Annotated in this window: 15 protein-coding genes and 3 pseudogenes; 8 read left to right on the top strand and 10 right to left on the bottom strand. The window is 69.4% G+C overall.

All coding sequences use genetic code 11. The features are described from left to right. Positions 1-77: 77 nt before the first annotated feature. Both Acy02nite_RS47660 and Acy02nite_RS40595 read right to left on the bottom strand, forming a co-directional pair. Positions 78-419 (bottom strand): annotated as a pseudogene (locus Acy02nite_RS47660) (STAS domain-containing protein); the annotation flags it as partial. A gap of 153 nt (positions 420-572) precedes the next feature. Continuing rightward, positions 573-1,289, bottom strand: coding sequence for a SigB/SigF/SigG family RNA polymerase sigma factor (locus tag Acy02nite_RS40595; RefSeq protein ID WP_203753939.1), 717 nt, complete (start codon positions 1,287-1,289; stop codon positions 573-575). Between Acy02nite_RS40595 and Acy02nite_RS40590 the strand changes: the two genes are divergently transcribed. Beyond that, positions 1,266-2,066, top strand: coding sequence for a YsnF/AvaK domain-containing protein (locus Acy02nite_RS40590; RefSeq protein WP_203753936.1), 801 nt, complete (start codon positions 1,266-1,268; stop codon positions 2,064-2,066). The two genes, Acy02nite_RS40595 and Acy02nite_RS40590, sit on opposite strands and share 24 nt — an antisense overlap. A gap of 178 nt (positions 2,067-2,244) precedes the next feature. After that, positions 2,245-2,403, top strand: coding sequence for a hypothetical protein (locus tag Acy02nite_RS40585; protein ID WP_203753933.1), 159 nt, complete (start codon positions 2,245-2,247; stop codon positions 2,401-2,403). A 51-nt stretch (positions 2,404-2,454) separates the two neighbouring features. On the opposite strand, the gene Acy02nite_RS40580 is transcribed toward Acy02nite_RS40585, so the two are convergent. Further along, on the bottom strand, positions 2,455-3,519 hold the full coding sequence (locus Acy02nite_RS40580) for a sodium:calcium antiporter (RefSeq protein ID WP_203753931.1): 1,065 nt from the start codon (positions 3,517-3,519) through the stop codon (positions 2,455-2,457). Beyond that, positions 3,516-4,058 (bottom strand): MarR family winged helix-turn-helix transcriptional regulator, encoded by a 543-nt coding sequence (locus tag Acy02nite_RS40575; protein ID WP_203753929.1) that lies wholly within the window; start codon positions 4,056-4,058, stop codon positions 3,516-3,518. The genes Acy02nite_RS40580 and Acy02nite_RS40575 overlap by 4 nt, the downstream gene beginning before the upstream one ends. Before the next feature lie 204 nt (positions 4,059-4,262). Here Acy02nite_RS40575 and Acy02nite_RS40570 point away from each other — a divergent pair, with 204 nt between their 5' ends. The 3 genes from Acy02nite_RS40570 to Acy02nite_RS40560 all read left to right on the top strand — a co-directional run bounded on the left by Acy02nite_RS40570 (position 4,263) and on the right by Acy02nite_RS40560 (position 8,174). Further along, a complete protein-coding gene (locus Acy02nite_RS40570; protein ID WP_203753927.1) occupies positions 4,263-5,519 on the top strand; it encodes a PP2C family protein-serine/threonine phosphatase in 1,257 nt (418 codons plus the stop codon). A gap of 74 nt (positions 5,520-5,593) precedes the next feature. Next, positions 5,594-6,718, top strand: a complete 1,125-nt coding sequence (locus tag Acy02nite_RS46900) for a PAS domain-containing protein (RefSeq protein ID WP_239175696.1) — start codon at positions 5,594-5,596, stop codon at positions 6,716-6,718. Further along, positions 6,615-8,174 (top strand): putative bifunctional diguanylate cyclase/phosphodiesterase, encoded by a 1,560-nt coding sequence (locus tag Acy02nite_RS40560; RefSeq protein ID WP_307872312.1) that lies wholly within the window; start codon positions 6,615-6,617, stop codon positions 8,172-8,174. Before Acy02nite_RS46900 ends, Acy02nite_RS40560 begins: the two co-directional genes overlap by 104 nt. Here Acy02nite_RS40560 and Acy02nite_RS40555 read toward each other — a convergent pair. Further along, the gene (locus tag Acy02nite_RS40555; RefSeq protein WP_203753925.1) at positions 8,084-8,821 is read right to left on the bottom strand and encodes an ANTAR domain-containing protein; all 738 of its coding nucleotides are present in this window, start codon (positions 8,819-8,821) and stop codon (positions 8,084-8,086) included. The genes Acy02nite_RS40560 and Acy02nite_RS40555 overlap by 91 nt on opposite strands. A 452-nt stretch (positions 8,822-9,273) precedes the next feature. Between Acy02nite_RS40555 and Acy02nite_RS47375 the strand changes: the two are divergent. Then, positions 9,274-9,738 (top strand): annotated as a pseudogene (locus Acy02nite_RS47375) (YihY/virulence factor BrkB family protein); the annotation flags it as partial. Positions 9,739-9,938: 200 nt separating this feature from the next. Beyond that, complete coding sequence (locus Acy02nite_RS47370; protein ID WP_264653408.1) at positions 9,939-10,289, top strand: YihY/virulence factor BrkB family protein; 351 nt, start codon at positions 9,939-9,941, stop codon at positions 10,287-10,289. A gap of 22 nt (positions 10,290-10,311) precedes the next feature. Here the strand turns inward: Acy02nite_RS47370 and Acy02nite_RS40545 are convergent, their stop codons facing one another. After that, the gene (locus Acy02nite_RS40545) at positions 10,312-11,046 is read right to left on the bottom strand and encodes a GAF and ANTAR domain-containing protein (protein ID WP_203753923.1); all 735 of its coding nucleotides are present in this window, start codon (positions 11,044-11,046) and stop codon (positions 10,312-10,314) included. A gap of 187 nt (positions 11,047-11,233) precedes the next feature. After that, a protein-coding gene (locus tag Acy02nite_RS40540) for an IS3 family transposase (protein ID WP_203754077.1) occupies positions 11,234-12,438 on the bottom strand; the annotation gives its coding sequence in 2 pieces (ribosomal slippage) (positions 11,234-12,138 and positions 12,138-12,438; 1,206 coding nt in all). A 255-nt stretch (positions 12,439-12,693) separates the two neighbouring features. Here Acy02nite_RS40540 and Acy02nite_RS47830 point away from each other — a divergent pair. After that, positions 12,694-13,137: pseudogene (locus tag Acy02nite_RS47830) on the top strand (transposase); the annotation flags it as partial. Between the two features lie 161 nt (positions 13,138-13,298). Here Acy02nite_RS47830 and Acy02nite_RS40530 read toward each other — a convergent pair. From Acy02nite_RS40530 to Acy02nite_RS40520, 3 genes are read right to left on the bottom strand one after another with little or no spacing between them, the layout of a single operon-like run. Further along, the gene (locus Acy02nite_RS40530; protein ID WP_203753918.1) at positions 13,299-14,975 is read right to left on the bottom strand and encodes an MFS transporter; all 1,677 of its coding nucleotides are present in this window, start codon (positions 14,973-14,975) and stop codon (positions 13,299-13,301) included. Next, positions 14,956-15,642 (bottom strand): YoaK family protein, encoded by a 687-nt coding sequence (locus tag Acy02nite_RS40525; protein WP_203753915.1) that lies wholly within the window; start codon positions 15,640-15,642, stop codon positions 14,956-14,958. The genes Acy02nite_RS40530 and Acy02nite_RS40525 overlap by 20 nt, the downstream gene beginning before the upstream one ends. Beyond that, entirely contained in the window at positions 15,639-16,829 is a 1,191-nt protein-coding gene (locus Acy02nite_RS40520; RefSeq protein WP_203753912.1) for a threonine/serine exporter family protein, read from the bottom strand. The genes Acy02nite_RS40525 and Acy02nite_RS40520 overlap by 4 nt, the downstream gene beginning before the upstream one ends. Between the last annotated feature and the right edge of the window lie 6 nt (positions 16,830-16,835).

The raw sequence follows: 16,835 nt of genomic DNA, 5'->3' as shown, positions 1-16,835 counted from the left end.
GGCTCCTCACGCGGGAGCGGTGAGAACCTCGAGAACGCCGGCCAGGTCCAAGGTGTGGCGGATGAAACGCGGGGCTCGACCACCCGGACGCCGACGGATTGCTGCAGGGCCATGTGCCGGGCCCACATGATCGCCCCGATACCGGTGGAACCGCAGAAACCCACATCGGCAAAATCAACTTCCACCGTGCGTACGCCGGGTGTGGCGGCCGCAGCCATAACGGCGTCGTAGAGGAGGTCGGCGGTGGCCGGGTCGAGGTCACCGGAAACAGCCAGGCGCAAACGGTCGTCGCCGGCGCCGAGGGTGTCGATCTTCAACGGTCCTTCCCAGCCCAATGCGAGCAGGCCCGCCGACCAGCGGCGTACGCGGTGCGGTGTCCGAATGCGGTAATGCCGGACTCCGTATTCGACCAGCAGCACCGTGGCGTCGTCCGGCGAAGTGTCATCCCGAGTCCGGGTGAGAGCCTGCAGCAAGGTGTCGTTGCCCCGTCGTGCAGAGCCTTGAGGAAGTCCGGGCCGCTGTCAGCCGGCATCGACAGGTCGAGGACCACGGTGGTTCCCCTCATCACAGGCTCAGACCAGCGAGCCGAGTTCCTTGCGCAGCTTGGCGAGGGCCTTGGTCAGCAGCCGGGACACGTGCATCTGCGAGACACCGATCTGCTCGGCGATCTGCAACTGGGTCAGGTTGCCGTAGAAGCGCAGGCTGATGATCTTCTGCTCCCGCTCGTCGAGCGCCGCCATCGCCGGGCCCAGCGCGATCCGGGCCTCGGCTTCCTCGAACCCGCCGTCCAGCCCACCCAGGGTCTCTCCGAGCTCGGTGCTGCCCTCGCCGCTGACGGGGGTCGACAGGCTGGCCGAGTTGTACGCCCGGGCGCCTTCCAGTCCCTCGATGACCTCGTCCTTGCTGAGGTTCAAGTATTCGGCGATGTCCGCTACCGTCGGGGAACGACCCAGGTCGTTGGTCAGTGCGCTGTTCGCGGCGGTGATCGCCAGGCGCAGCTCCTGAAGGCGTCGGGGTACCCGTACCGACCAGGTCTTGTCCCGGAAGTGACGCTTCAACTCCCCACGATGGTGGGAATCGCGAACCCGGGTGAAGTCGACGCCACGGTCGGCCTCGAACCGGTCGACAGCCTTGATCAGCCCCATCACCGCGACCTGGTACAGGTCATCGCGCGGCTCACCGCGGTTGGCGTACCGGTTGGACAGGTGCCGGGCCAGCGGAAGCCACGCTTCGATCGCGCGGTCGCGCAGGGCAGGGCGCGACGGGTGCCCCGAGGGAAGAGCAGCCATCGCGACGATCAGCTCGCTGGCCGGGTCCGTGCTCGCCGAGGCGTCGGTGCCGGCAGCGACATCCGCGAGACCGATGCCGCCGGGCAGCCGTCGTGGGCCAGTGTGCGCACCGGCCTGTTCGGGTTGAACGAGTCGCTGTTCCCCCTTCAGGACGCCGATCTGCGGGACGACCGGGTGGTGGTGCCGTTCGAGAAGGCAACCGTCAAGGACGCCCCGAACGTCGACGCCGACCACGACGAGCCGCTGACCCAGGCCGAGGTCGACCGGCTCTACCAGCACTACGGCACCACCTGGGACGATGCCTACCGCTCCTACCAGGCCGGCGCCGCGGCGGCCGACTCTTCCTACACCGGGGCCGGCACGGCTTCGGATGGTGCCGGGCTGTCCGGCGATGACGCCATGACCCGCTCGGAGGAGCGGCTCAACGTCGGCACGCAGCGCGAACAGGTCGGCCGGGCCCGGCTGCGCAAGTATGTGGTGACCGAGCAGCAGCAGGTGTCCGTGCCGGTCAGCCGCGAGGAGGTCCGGCCGGAGCGCGAACCGATCACCGACGACGACCGCGACGCCGCGTACTCCGGCGCGGACCTGACCGAGTCGGAGCACGAGGTGACGCTGCACGCCGAACGCCCGGTGGTCGACACGGAGGCCGTGCCGGTCGAGCGGGTACGCCTGGGCAAGGAGAGCGTCACCGAGCAGCAGACCGTCGGCGGGGAGGTCCGCAAGGAGCGCATCGAAGCTGATCTACCCGACGAGGACGGCCGCCGCACGTTCAGCTGAGCAGGGTCCCCCTCACCGATACTCACCTTCCGGTGCCCTCTTCCTGTTGCGGGAAGGGGCACCGCTCGGTTCAAGCGCCACCTGCCCCGGTGCGCGAGCCTCGCTGGCATGGAACCACCACGCAGCGGTACGCAGCGCCGGCGATCCGGCAGTGTGCCGGTGCGGAAGGAGTCCGGCCATGCGTACGCTGCTTGTCACTCCCGGGGTTGTCGCCGTTGTGCTGATCGTGCTGGGCCTGCTCCTTAAGTCGTTCAAGTGGCTGCTGATCCTTGGCGTCATGGCGCTGATCGTCGCCATCGTCCTCGGCGTGGTGAAGGGCCGGCGCGGATTACGCTGACCCCTCGCCACCACGATCGGCAACGGCAACCGCGATGTCCGGCCGACGGGATCAGCCGCTGACGAAGGCCAGGCCGGCGATGCCGAGCAGGTAGAGGATCAGGACGGTGATCGAGTCGATGCCCATGCGCAGCCGCTGCCGCCGGGGCCGGAACACGAGCCCGGCCATGTAGACGACGGTGAGCAGCGCGCCGAGCGCGGTCAGGTAGATGTCGGTGTGGTGCGCGCGGGGCAGCACGGCCTGCCCGGAGAGCACGGTGGCAACCAGGAACAGCACCGGCAGGAAGGCGTTGCCGCCGAAGATGTCGCTGATGGCCAGCTGGTAGTCGCCCATCCGGGTCGAGGTGAGCCCGGTCGACACCTCGGGCAGGGACGTCGCCGCGGCCAGGACGGTCGCGCCGAACAGGACCCCGGACATGCCGAAACGGCCGAACAGCTCCTCGCCGCTACGTTCGATGAACACGCCGACGACCAGAGTCACGATCGCGGCCGCGGCGAACACCAGCCCGGCCCGGCCGGTGCTGACGCCCTTGCTGCTGGCCTCGTTCTCCTTGGTGGTCTTGGAGTGCCCGCGTGGCTTCTCCTGGTTGTCCGGCGCGTCGCCGCCCTCATGCCACGGCAGGCCACGCCCGGCGCGACGCAACAGCAGCAGACCGAGGCCCCACAGTACGGCGATCAGCACCGCCCCGGGCGTGAGCCGGAACGCGATCAACGAGGCCGGCAGCTGGGTCGACATCACCACCACAAGCAGCAGTGCCACCACGAGAGCACCTTCCAGCAGCAGTGTCAGTGACGCGGCCAGATAGGTCAGCGGCTTGCGCGGCCGTACCCCAGCCGCGTCGAGCACGACCAGGACGACGGTCTGGATGGCGATGCCGCCGAGGATGTTGCCGACTGCGACGTCGAGCTGGTGGGCGAGTGCGGCGCTGGCCGTGATCGCGATCTCCGGCAGGTTCGTCGCGATGGCCAGCAGCACGACGCCGCCGAGGGCGGAGCCGAGGTGCAGGCGTTCGGAGAGCACGTCGGTGGTGTCCGACAGCTTGATGCCGGCGCCCCAGATCGATGCGGCGCAGGCCACGAAGATCAGCAGGAGCAGCCAGGAGTTGAGGGTGTTCACGGGGCGATTCCTCGATCGGTTCCGGTTCCGGTGGTGGGTTCGGTGCCCCAGCCGAGCGACCAGTGCTGGTTGGGGACCTCGCCGGCGGCGTCGGTGAAAGCGCGCAGCGCGGCCAGCAGGGATGTGCGTGATTGGTTCGGCATGGCGTGCAGGATGGCGCTGATCTCGGCTCGGCGCGCGTCGGTGACCTGGCGGACCAGCTGGCGCCCCGCGTCGGTCAGAATGACGCGCACCGCGCGGCGGTCATCGGGGTCCGGCTCACGCTGGACGAAACCGCGCCGTTGCAGGCGGTCGCACTGGCGGGTGGCGGTGGAACTGTTGACCCCCAGCAGGTCAGCGAGATCGATCATGCGCTGTGGCCCCCGGGTAGCCAGCAGGACCAGAGCACGATGCTGGGACAGCGTGATCTCCGCGTCCCCGGCGGCCAGCGAGCGCGCAGCAACGCCGACCAGAGCCCGGCTGGCGGTGAGGAACGCCTCCACGAGGTTGACATCCATCTCGGATGCTGCGGGGCGCGATGCTGACACGCCGGTTTCCATGCCCCGTGCACTCGTGTCCTATGCACGTATATGCCATAGCCCCTGCGGTCAGGCCTTTTCCACAGTGGCAGTCCTCCCGCCGATACCCGCGCTGCGTCATACTGAGGCCGACTGATCACCGCGATCGTCGGATGGTCATAACCGGTGACCGGTCGGCGGAGCGTGTACGCGGACCGGTAGCCGGCGAGGGAAGAGGTAGGGGCCGTGACCGTTGACGGACGCCGGGCCGTCACGTCGCACTCACCTCGCATCGGCCTGCCCCATGGCGGCCCGGATGCTGACGCATCGGTCGCCGGCATCGTCATACTGCTGGTCGAGGACGACCTCGGCGACGCCATCCTCGTCCAGGAATATCTCTCCGACAGCGATCTCGAGGCACGCCTCACCCACGTCGCCACCCTCGCGCAAGCCACAGCCGTCGAGTTCGAGCCGGAATGCGTCCTGCTGGATCTGCACCTGCCCGACGGCCAAGGACTCGACGCGCTGCGCCAAGTGCTGCAGCGATGGCCGAACACGGCCGTGCTGGTGCTGACCGGCCTCAACGACGCCGCCACCGGCTCTGCGGCGGTCGCGGCCGGAGCCCAGGACTACCTGGTCAAGGACCAGGTCGACGCGGCCGTCCTGGCCCGCACCATCCGCTACGCGGTGCAGCGCAAACGCGTCCAGAGCGCAGAGCGGACACTGCGCGACAGCCGGCTGCAAGCCGACGAGAACACCCGCCTGCAACGCGGCCTGCTACCCACCCCGCTGCTGACCGACGCGTCGATGACCGTGATCAGCCGATACCTGCCCGGCCAACGACGCTCGCTGCTCGGCGGCGACTTCTACGACGTCGTACAGACCAGCGACGGAACCGTTCACGCGCTCATCGGCGACGTCTGCGGCAACGGACCCGACGAAGCCGCCATGGGCGTCGGCCTGCGGTTCGGCTGGCGCACCCTCACCCTGGCCGGACTACGCAAGACCGAACGGATGCGCCTGCTCGAGCAGGTCCTGGTCGCCGAACGCCCGCACGACGGCATGTTCGCCACCGTCTGCACCGTCGGCATCAACCCCGGCACCGGCGACGTGATCCTGCTCAGCGCCGGCCATCCCGCACCCCTGATCATTGCCCCGGGCCGCGTCTACCCCGCCCCGATCAGCTACGGCCCCGGCCTCGGCATGGCACCGGGACGGGCACGGTGGCGAGAATCCACCACTTCGGTGCCCGCGGGCGCGGGACTGCTGCTGTTTACCGATGGGGTCATCGAGAGCTTCTGCAACGACGGCGCCCGTCTCGGCGAACAAGGTTTCATCGACATCGCGACCCGCCTGACCACCATTGACGAGCCCGACCGGTACATCGACGCCCTCCTGAACGAAATCCAGGCAGCCGATGCCGGTCGGCACAGCGACGACACCGCCGTCCTCTACCTACGGTGGCCCCGCAGCCACACCGCTGCTGTTTCTTCCACCGTTTAGACACCTCGCACGTCCGGCATCGGGCCTCACCGCACGTTCCTCAACTGTCGGCCGGCCTCGCCGATGAGGCGATCGTGTCAACGCCCAGCATCGACGACCCGGAAACCGATTACTGGACCCGCCAGATCCGGCTCGGTGCGATCATCGCGACGATCGTCACCGTGCTCGGCATCGTCCAGGTGACTGTCAACTGGACGCCGGAGCGGCAGTGGTGGGCCGTGCCGATGGGCGCCGCCGCCGGGATGCAGGCGCTGGCCGGCACGCTGCCCTGGCGTCGATGGGTCCGCCGCCCGCGGGTACGGGCCTGGCTGATCATGTGGTGGGTGCTGGAGATACCCGTGCTCGTGGTCTTCGCGCAGCACAACCCCACCGGGCTGGTGCTGTACCTGCCGTGCGCGATGCTGATCGTCGTGATGGCCGCGGCCCTGTACTCCGCGGCCATCGGGGTCGGCCTGGGCACGCTGACGCTGGCCGGATCCCTCGTCCTGCTCTCGGATGCGACCACGGTCCTGGTCGTGGGCATGACCTCGGTCATGGGCAGCGTGGTGACAGTCAGCGCGATCATGGCCCACAACCGCCGCCGGCTGGACAACCGGCGCCGCGCGGCCGAGCGGCGCCGCGCGGCGTTGCTGCAGAACTCACCGGAGGTCGTGATCTGCCTCGGCCGCGACGGTGACGTGCGATACGCCAGCCCGTCGATGCACACCGTGCTGGGTCATCCTGTGGCGACCGTCAACGGCGCCATGCTCGGCACGCTGGTGCACCCGCAGGACCTCGCGCGGATCCGCGGCTGGATCACCGCGCTGCGCTCCTCGGCGCCCGCGACCATCTCGGAGGCCGAGGCCGGCTACGCCGGGCGGACGGTTCCTGGGCGGTCGTCGACATCATCGGCACGAACTGCCTGCACGACCCCGACCTGCAGGCCCTGGTCATCAGTATGCGCGACATCGCGACGCGCAAGGCGCTGGAGGAGCAGCTCAGTCGACAGGCGTTCACCGACCCGCTCACCGGGCTGTCGAACCGGGCGCTGTTCGGTGACCGGTTGCAGCATGCCACCGCCCGGCGCGGGGCGCAGGTCACGGTCATCCTGTCGACCTGGACAACTTCAAGGACGTCAACGACAACCTGGGGCACAGCGCCGGCGACGAGCTTCTCACCACTATCGCCGGGAGGCTGCGGGACACCGTATGCCCCGCTGACATCCTGGCCCGCCTCGGTGGCGACGAGTTCGCCGTTCTGATCGAAGACTCCGACGGACGCGACGCCGGCGCCTTCGCTCAGCATCTGCTGCAGCGGATACGTCAGCCGGTCCGGCTGGCCAGCCGCGACGTTCACTGCACGGCCAGCATCGGCGTCGCCACCGGCAACAGCCGCGACATCACCGCTGAGGAATTGCTGCGCAATGCTGACCTGGCGATGTACGCCGCCAAACGGCAAGGTCGCAACGCGTACGCGCTGTTCGAGCCGGCCATGTACGCCAGCGTGATCGGCGAGGCTCAGCGGCGCCTCGAGATCGAGCATGCGCTGGCCCATGAGCAGTTCGTCGTGCACTACCAGCCCGTGGTCGATCTGCGGACCCGCCAGTTGATCGGCGTGGAAGCTCTGGTCCGCTGGCGGCACCCGGCTCGCGGGCTCCTGGGCCCCCAAGAGTTCATCGACAACACCGAGGTCAGCGGCCTCATCATCCCGCTCGGCCGGTGGGTCCTGCAGCAGGCGTGCCAGCAGCTCTCCCGGTGGCAGCAGAGTCGCGGAGAGCACACATTCACGATGAACGTCAATCTGTCAGCGCGCCAGTTCCAGTATCCCGGCCTCGTCAGCGATGTACGACAGGCGATCGAGCAGGCCGGCATCGACGCCCACTGCCTCACCTTGGAACTCACCGAATCCATCCTCCTGGACGATGTCGACGCGGCCATCGAGACTCTGCAGACGCTGCGTCAGCTCGGCGTGCGCCTGGCCATCGACGACTTCGGCACCGGGTACTCGTCGCTGAACTACCTCAAGCGTCTGCAGGTGGACATACTCAAGATCGATCGCACGTTCATCTCCTACGTTGCCACCGACGCCGACGACAAAGCTCTCGTCGAGGCGGTCGTGAACATGGCACGGGCGCTACGCCTGCGTACCGTCGCCGAAGGCATCGAAACCGACGACCAACGCGAAATGCTGCGCCTGCTCGGATGCGACCACGGCCAGGGCTTCCTGTTCGGCCGTCCGGCCGGACCGACTCCATCGCCGCGCTGCTCAACACCGCGTCCTCGGCACATCAGACCAGCGCCGCCTGAACCCCCTGCGGTCCTCGCGAGTACACGGCTCGTCCGGGCTGTCGCTGCGGGGGCTGCGGAGCGACGGCGGGCCACCGCTGCCGACGTACGGCAAGACAGGGTTGATCGTCGGTTGGCTGTTCGCCCGTCACTACTAGCGGCGCCGCCGTTGATCGGACGCGACATCACCTCCAACCGCAGGCCCGACGAGGCAGACGGCCCCTGCATCAGCATCGCCCGGCGGCTCGGCGTTTCCCCGGCCTCTCTACTGCGCGCGGCCGGCGTCCCGGTCGCCGCGGATCAGCCGGCAAGGCTTCGAGTGATCACCGCGGTCGCGGCGGCCAGTAGGGAGATGCCTTTGTCCGCGGCGTCGAGACGAAGCTCGAGGTAGGCGTCGTTCGGGCCGCTGCCGCTCCGCGTGGCGACCAGTTCGACTGCCAGCTGGATGGTGGCCCGCACCGACAGCGCCTCCGCGAAACCGGCCACCAGCTCCTGCCCACCGTCATCCAGCGGGGCGAGATCGTCAACCTCGCCGGGCGACGGCAGATTCGGGTCGTAAGCGGCGCAGATTCCGGCCGTCAGCGGTGCCATCGCGGCTGCGTCGCGGCTGCACAGATCCAACGTGGCGCGCGTAGCTCCGCTGCCGGTGAACAACGGCATCGACACGACCCGCATACCCATACTCGTCGCGGCCTCCCGGAAGCCGGGCCACGCCAGCGTGACGGACGCATCCGCGCCGCCATGACCACTGACATCCTGTTCCAGCGGCGGCGCCACGGCGTCGAGGTCCGCAACCGCGGCGTCCTGGACCGCTACGGCCAAGTCCTGACTGACGGCCACGGTGCAAGGACCGTCCTCGGACTGTGGAGACACCGCTGCGTAGTCGATCTTTGAAATCCGGGTAGCTGCCAGCTCGGCCACCTTCTGCAGGTCTTCAGCGATGCTGGACACGTCGTCCGGGGTCTGCGCGAGCTTGACGAGCGCATCGGCCAGCGGCGGCCGTGTGCCGGTAGGAATCTGCGGCGATAGCGGTGTCATCTCCCGCTCCCTTCAGGTGGCATTCGCGGATCGGCAGTGCCCTGCCGGTACCCGATTGGCCGCCTTTCACACGATTGCGCACATCGTGGTCCGCGCGCTGGGCTACTTTCCGCTCGGGTGCCGCGAGCACCACGCTGATCACCACCAGACTCTCCGCGCGACGGGTGCGGTCCGCTGATGTCGCCCAGACGCCCGGCTCGTGCTGGGCGGTGGTCGAAACCGGGCCCAGGGGTGAGTGCACCAGCGCGATGTGGACAGCCGGAACCTCGGCCGCGTTGTAGCTGCGAGGGTAAGGGCGGTGCTCAAGCCTGCTGACACAGGGATGCGAACGCCTACGGTGACCTCGGGCATACAACGGCGCACCGCAAGCATGACCGTGCCATGCCTGTGCGTGGCTGTCACGGCGAAACAAAAGGCAGTGGCGCGGCGCGTCCGTCGTCGCAGCCCGGCCGATGATGAGCGACTCCGACCCATCGCTGCCCCAGGCCCCGCCCGGGCGGCCGAGCCAGCTGACGCGCTCGGCCTGGTGGGCAACGTTGAAGCGGACGGTCAAGGAGTTCGACAACGATGGCTTGTCCGACTGGGTCGCTGCGCTGACCTACTACGGGGTGTTGTCGGTCTTCCCCGGGTTGATCCTGCTCGCCTCTGTGCTCGGCCTTCTCGGCGAATCGGTCATCGGCTCGCTAGTCGACAGCCTTGCCGAGGTCGCACCGGGTCCGGTCCGAGAGATCCTCACCAGCAGCATGACCAATCTGGCCAACAGCCAGCAGACGGCCGGGTCGCTGGCACTCGTGGGCTTGGCCGGCTCACTATGGTCGGCGTCCGGCTACGTGGGCGCGTTCATGCGTGCATCCAACGCCATCTACGACGTTCCTGAGGGCCGGCCGATCTGGAAAACGCTGCCGATCCGGGTTGCCGTCACCGTGATCGTCGGCGCGATCCTGACTGTCAGCGCTGTGATCGTCGTATTCACCGGCCAGCTGCCTGGTCGGCGCCGGGCCCGCCGCTGTCACCGCGTGGTCGATCGCGAAATGGCCGATCCTGATCGTTTGATCAGCGCGCTGTTCGCCTCCTCTATTGGGCCGCTCCCAACGCCCAGCAGGCCGGCGTACGCTGGATCAGCCCCGGCGGTGTCCTGGCCGTGCTGCTGTGGATCGCCGCGTCGGTCGGGTTCGGCATTTACGCAGCCCACTTCGGCTCCTACAACAACACGTACGGCACGCTGGGTGGCGTCGCTGTCTTCCTCGTCTGGCTGTGGATCTCCAACATCAGCCAACGCAGCCGGCCAACCCGTACACGTGAGCGCCGCGTCTGCTGCCGTGCAATGCCTGCTGAGCGTCACCGGATTGGCGTCGTCACTCGGCTACCAGCCGGCCACCGAATCAAGGGGAGACGACACGGGCAACGCATAACGCCGGTGCCGCGATTCATTCGTGGTTCCTTGTCAGACCCGTTGCGCACCCCCTGACTCGGCAGCTGTCCGGGACTCGTCATCGGAGGCCGGAGGCGATTTCGGGGAGGGTGCTCGGGTCGGTGACGGCTTGGCGGGCGACGTCTTTGAGTCGCTGGTTCGTGCGTCGTGCGTAGGCGCGCAGCAGGATGAAGGCCTCGTCGCCGCTGATGTGGTGGGCGTGGGCGATCGCTCCTTTGGCCTGTTCGATGAGGATGCGGCTGTTCAGCGCGGTCTGCAGCTGTTGGGCAAGGCCTTCGGCGTGTTTGATCGATCGGTGATATAGCAGGCTGCTGGTGGCGACGTCGGCGAGGCACTGCACGATGTGTGAATCGGTGTCGCCGAAGCTGCCGCTGGTGGTGCGGAATACGCCGAGTGCACCGATGACATGCTCGCGTAGCTGTAGCGGGAAGGCATGTACGGAGCGGAATCCGGCGGCGCTGGCGTGCGGCGCGAATTGTGGCCAGCGTTCCGCCGCGCTCTGCAGGTCCGTGTTGCTCACTGGTCTGCGCTGGTGGAATGCATCTACGCAGGGGCCGTCTTGCTTCTGCAGTTGCAACAGTTCCAGAAGTTTGGTGGTCTCGTCGGAGGCAGCCGCGTAGTGCAGGTGGCCCTGCGGGTCGGCCAGCAGGGTTCCGGCGGTGGCGTCGGGAACCAGTTCGGCGACGTGGTCGGCGAGCATCTGCAGGAACTCGACGACGTCGAATTCGGGGCTGTGAGTGTCAGCGGCCTCGAAGAACATCGTCGCAAGGCGGTGCGGCGACACAGTGATCATGACTGGCTCCCGGACGATTCGGTGATGGGCGAAGACACCCCTGACTTACCCGGCACCATCACCGAGTAGCCCGACCGGGGGGACTCAGAGCCGGCGTGTTTCGGTCGATCTGTGCGGCTGTGAGTGTGCGAATCCTCGACGGCCGTCTCCCTGCTGGGGCCTTACCCCCGGAACTTGGACACGGGGTTTATGCGGCTTGTGTGATGGTAGCTGATCTTTCTTGGATCCGCTCGTAGGTGATCGGGGACTGCTGTCCGAGCCGTGAGTGGCGGCGGACGGTGTTGTAGCGGTGCAGCCAGCGGAAGCTGGTGAGCCGGGCGTCGCGTTCGTCGGTGAACGCGCGGCGGCCTTGCAGGGTCTCGCGTTTGAAGGTGGCGTTGAACGACTCGGCCAGGGCGTTGTCGGCCGAGCTGCCGACTTTGCTCATCGACTGCCGGACCCCGGCTGCCGCGCAGGCGGCGGCGAAGGCCTTCGATGTGTACTGGGCTCCGTGATCGCTGTGGAAGACCGCGCCGGCCAGGCTGCCCCGGGTCCGCCGGGCGGCGGTGAGCGCATCGATGATCAGGTCGGTGCGCATGTGGTCGGCGATCGCCCAGCCTGCGAGGCGGCGTGAGTGCAGGTCAATGACGGTGGCCAGGTAGAGGAACCCGCGCTCACCGACCGGCAGATAGGTGATGTCACCGACATAACGCTGGTTGACCGCGAAGGCGGTGAAGTCACGGCCGATCAGGTCCGGGGCCTTGACCGCGGCTGGATCCGGGATCGTGGTGCGGGTACGGCGGCGCAGCCGCAGCCCCTGCACACCCATGCCGCGCATCACCCGCTCGACGCGCTTGTGGTTGACCGCGGTGCCGTTGTCGCGCAGTTCGGCGGTGATCCGCGGCGCTCCGTATGTGTTGTCAGCCGCATGGATCTTGCGGATCTGCCCGGCCAGGACGGTGTCGGCGGCCTGCCGGGCCGCCCGTGCCTCGGCGGTCGATGTCCAGTAGTAGTAGCTCGACCGGGCTACGCCCAGGATCTGACACAACCGCTTCACGCCGTAGCGCTGCTGGTGGTCGGCGACGAACTGGAAGCGGTTCACCAGCGCGTCTCCCCGGCGAAATACCGGGCCGCCTTCCGCAGGATGTCGCGTTCCTCCTCCAGTTCCCGGACCCGCCGGCGCAACTCGGCGTTCTCCGCCTCCACCGAGCCCGGCTCCGGCTTCACCGCCGCTGCCGCAGGCCGCCCGGACCCGCCGTCACCGCGCTGGTCATCGGCACGGACCCAGCTCCGCAGCGTCTCCCGGTTGACCCCGAGATCGTCGGCGATCACCGCGATCGTGCTCCCCGGCCGAGACCGGTACAACGCCACCGCGTCGGCCTTGAACTGTGCGGGATAGTGCTTGTTCGCCATCGTGCTCCAGGACTCCTGATCTACGCGGACCTCACGATCCAAGGTTCACGTGTCCAAGATCAAGGAAGGCCCGCGTCTACAACGACAGCTTCCCGTACGTCACGCGGGCGTGTGTTCCGGGCGACAATGGCACGCATTGCACGGGCTGGTTCTGACGGCCCCACGGTGAGGGTTCGGCCGGGCGACGTCCCGGCCGGACCGATCCGCGGTTAGCGCCCTCCGGACAGGCCGCGGGCTGTCAGCGAGCGTAAAAGCGCCGGCCACGCACTGATCGACCGTCACTTGTATCTGCCGAAGTCCTGGATCATCGACCGTCAACGCTGCGACGCCGCCGGAGTCCCCGACGACGCGCCGTTGCTGACCAAGCCACGGGTCGCGATCCAGATGCTGCAACGCGCCATCGACGCGCGGGTGCCGTTCACCTGGTTCACCGCCGACGAGGCGTTCGGGCAGGTCAAGTACCTGCGCACCTGGCTGCAGGAACGCGACGTGTTCCACGTCGTGGCGACTCGCTGCAACGACGAGGTGTGCGCGCACGACATCGGGCACGGCCGGGCCGACGAGTATGCCCACATCACCTTGTCGATGCTCGCCCTGGCCTGGCTAGCCGCCGTTCGCGCCGCCGAGCAGCAAAAAGGGGCACCTACGCCGACCGCGAGCAACTCGTGCCGATCAGCGGCCCCGAAGCCCGCCGGCTGATAGCCGCGCTGCTGCACCAGCACCAACCGGACAACGACCACACCACCGCCTGGTCACGCCTGCGCCGCCGGCGGCAATGGCAAGCCCAGCAATGACACTGGCGAAGAAGATCAAAATAGGTGCCGTTGCAGCACTAGCCGTGGCCTGCCGGGCCGAGACCGTCACGCCGGCCGGCTTGGAGCCCGGCGATCGGCGAGCGGTGCCGTCTCGCCGAGACGACCGCGGTCCCGCGGCAGGGGGTGGACCAGCAGCCACTGGGTCGAGACGGTGCCGGCGAGCGTCTCGACGCGGTGCCGCACCTGGTGGTCGAAAGGGGTCTGCCGGTGCTCGTTCTGGTCCAGGTAGTCCGCCCGGGAGGCCATCCGGTACTGCTCGATCATCCGGTCCGGGTCGGCGGTGTCGCTCAGCAGCGTCCAATGTGTCGCGCCGGTGCGCAGGCGGCTTGTCCGCAGGTCGTTCATCGCGGCCAGGAAGGCGTCGCGATTCCCGCCCGGGACCTGGTAGCGGACGACGATCTCCATCAGGTCGTCGGGGCCACCGATGAGCGTGGTTTCGGGCAGCACGCCGGCCGGGATCGCCGTGCGGTCGCCGAGGTCGGTGCGGCGCAGCGGCAGCCACGCGCCGGCCACCGCCGTGACCAGCAGCAGGATGCCGGCGGCGGCGAAGGTTCGACTGATCCCCAGCCCGGTGGCGACGGCTCCCCAGGCCGCCGCGCTGCCGGCGAAGACACCGAACAGCACCATCTGGTAGACCGCGAGCGCCCGGGCTCGCACCCAGTCGGGCAGGAAGGCCTGGGTGGTGGCGTTCAGGCCGGCGATGACGGCGATCCAGGCCACGCCCACCGGCACCAGCACCGCCACCGCCACGGCGGCATCGCGGGTGAACGCCAGAGCGAGCAGGCCCACGCCATAGATGAGACCGGCGGCGGTCAGCTGACGGGACGCGGAGAGCCGGCCACGCAACGACGGCAGCAGGATCGCGCCGCCGACCGCGCCGGCCCCGGCCGCGCCGAGCAGGATGCCGTATCCGGTGGCGCCGAGCCCGAGGCGGCCCTCGGCCAGCGGCGCGAGCAGCGCCCAGAGGACGTTGGCGGGCACCGCGAACAGCACCAACCGCAGCAGGATCCGGCGGACCGCGGGAGCGTGCCGGACGTAACGGGCGCCGGCCTCCAGGCTCGACCACGACACTGCTCGTACCGCCGAAGCGGCCGTGTGCTGGGTGGCCGGCGCGGCCAGCAGGGCGACACCGAACAGCGCGAAGGTGATCGCGTTCATCCCGAAGAGCCAGGCCACCCCGAGGTGGGCGAGCAGTAGGCCGGCGATCGCCGGGCCGACCGCCCGGGCCAGGTTGACGCCCAGCGAGCTGAGCGCGGCGCCCTGCCCGAGTTCGGTGCGGGGCAGCAGATCAGAGACCATCGCCTGGTACGCCGGTAGTTGCGCGGCCGACCCGCAGCCGAGCAGGAACGTGAACAGCAGCAGCACCTCGGGCGTGGTCTGACCGGCCGCGGTCAGCAGCGCGAGCAGACCGGCCAGGACTGTCTGCACCCCCTGTACGACCAGGAGCAGCCGCCGCCGGTCGAGGAAGTCGGCAACCACGCCTGCCGGGATGACCAGCAACAGGACCGGAATGCTGGACGCGCTCTGCACCAGGGAGATCAGCAGGCTGGTGCTGTGGTGCTCGACCAGCAGCCACTGGCCGGCGACGGTCTGCATCCAGGTGCCGACGTTGGCGACGAACGCGGCGAGCCAGATGGTCCGGAACACCGGCCGGCGCAGCGGCGCCCACGCCCCGGTCGGCGGCTCAGTGCTGGTCGGCGGTTCAGTGCTGGTCGGCGGCATGGCGTGCTCCTTCGATGGTGCTGTTGTTCGTGGTCCGGTTCCACAGCCACGCCGTGGTGGCCAGGGACACCGCGGCGGGCAGGAGCCACGCCCGCCCTGCGAGGGCGGTCGCGGCGATCCCGGCGGCCACGCAGCCGATGGTGAAGCCGGCGAGCAGCGGCCAGGCGTTGCCGAAGGCGGCGGCCGCTGCGGGCCGGTCGTCCCGGGTGGCGGCCAGCCGGACCACGGCGATGGTCGCGGCCACGACGTTGCCGGTCATCACCGCGGTGGACGGCGCCGGGGAGAACAGCAGATGCAGCAGGACGTTCTGCACCGCCATCGCGCAGACCGCGGTCAGTAGGGTCGCCGTGCCCGAGCCGGACGCGGCGGCGGCGATCAGCAGGACGGTCTGGCCGCTCAGCAGCCGGCGCTGGACGGTGAGTTCGCCGCGTACCCGTACGGACAGCAGGGTGGCCGCCGCGGTCACCAGGATGAACGCCGGGATCGCCAGCAGAGTGGCGGCCGGCACGGACCGGCCCCGGGCGGCGTCGGCCGCGACCACCACCAGGTTGCCGGTGATGTGGGCGGTGAACGAGCCGTGCAGCAGCGTCCAGCCGAGGCAGTCGGCCAGGCCGGCGATCAGGCTCAGGACACCGATGGCCAGGCGCCGATGGGCGGATGGCGTCACGGAAGCCGGCCCGTGAAGCGCGTGATGTGACGCCAGGCGGTGATCGGCAGGAGCAGGCCGGCCAGCATGGCCAGGATGACCAGCGTTGCGATCATCGTGTCCTGCGCTGCCGAGACCAGCAGCGCGGTGCCGTCGCCGGGGAACCAGGCGAGCTGGGTGAGCGCGCTGGCCGCCCGGAAGATGTAGACGCCGGGGACCAGGGACACGATCGCCGCGAACCCGATGGCGGCGAACGGCAGGCCGTAGCGACGGGCCAGCGGCACCAGCGCGGTGGCGGCGACCAGGCAGGCCAGGCCGGTGCCGACGGCCAGGTTCAGGTGCAGCTCGGTCAGGGCGTACCAGCGAACGCCGTGCGCGAGCCCGCCGACGACCGCCGGCCACACGGCGATGCTCAGCCGGGCCGAGTAGAACGTCAGGTAGCAGGGCACCACGACGGCGGCCGCGAGCACGTCCCGCCACCAGGGGATCTCCCGGCCGGGTACGGTCGGTGGCAGCGCGTCGCCGCCGAGGGCCAGGCCGAGCAGCAGCCCGGCGGAGATGCCCAGCAGGATCAGCCCGGCCCAGAGCAGCCGGGCCGCGCCCAGCCGCAGCCGTGTCGCCGCCAGGTCCAGCACCCCGTTGAGCAGGTGTGGTCCGGGCACCAGGACCATGCACGGGCACACGACCACCAGGCGCAGCTCGGAGCTGGCGTGCAACCGGACGGCAATCGCGCCGGCGATCCCGGCCAGCAGCGCCGCCGCGAACGCCTGCCCGACAGCGCCCGCGCCGTAGCGCCCCAGTCCGCGGCGCACCAGGGCGCCGAGCCCGGCGGTGACACAGACGGCGGCGAGGGCGGGCCAGTGACGTACCCCGAAAATGATCGCCAGGCCGGCGGCGCCGACGACGCACGCCAGGGTGAAGCGGACCGGACCGGCCGGCGGCAGCGTCGCGGCCCGGCGCACCCGATCCCGGAAGTCCTCCGGTGTGACCCGGTGTTCCCGCAGGTCGTCGACGGCCCGCAGGGTCGCCTCGACGCGGGCCATGTTGATGCCGGTCGGGGTCACCGCGTCCCAGCCGGGGTCCGGCTCCCCCGGCCGGCCCAGCGCCGCGGCGGCCTGCCGGATCGCGGTGATCGAGTCCTCGGTCTCGTTGCCGTTGGCGTGCAGGACCGCGGCGGCGGCGCGAACGTCGTCACTGGCCGTTTCCATCGACGC

The sequence above is a fragment of the Actinoplanes cyaneus genome (assembly GCF_016862095.1).
Taxonomy (GTDB): domain Bacteria; phylum Actinomycetota; class Actinomycetes; order Mycobacteriales; family Micromonosporaceae; genus Actinoplanes; species Actinoplanes cyaneus.
The sequence above is the reverse complement of the archived record's forward strand: the minus strand, read 5'-3'. Positions and strand labels throughout refer to the sequence as shown.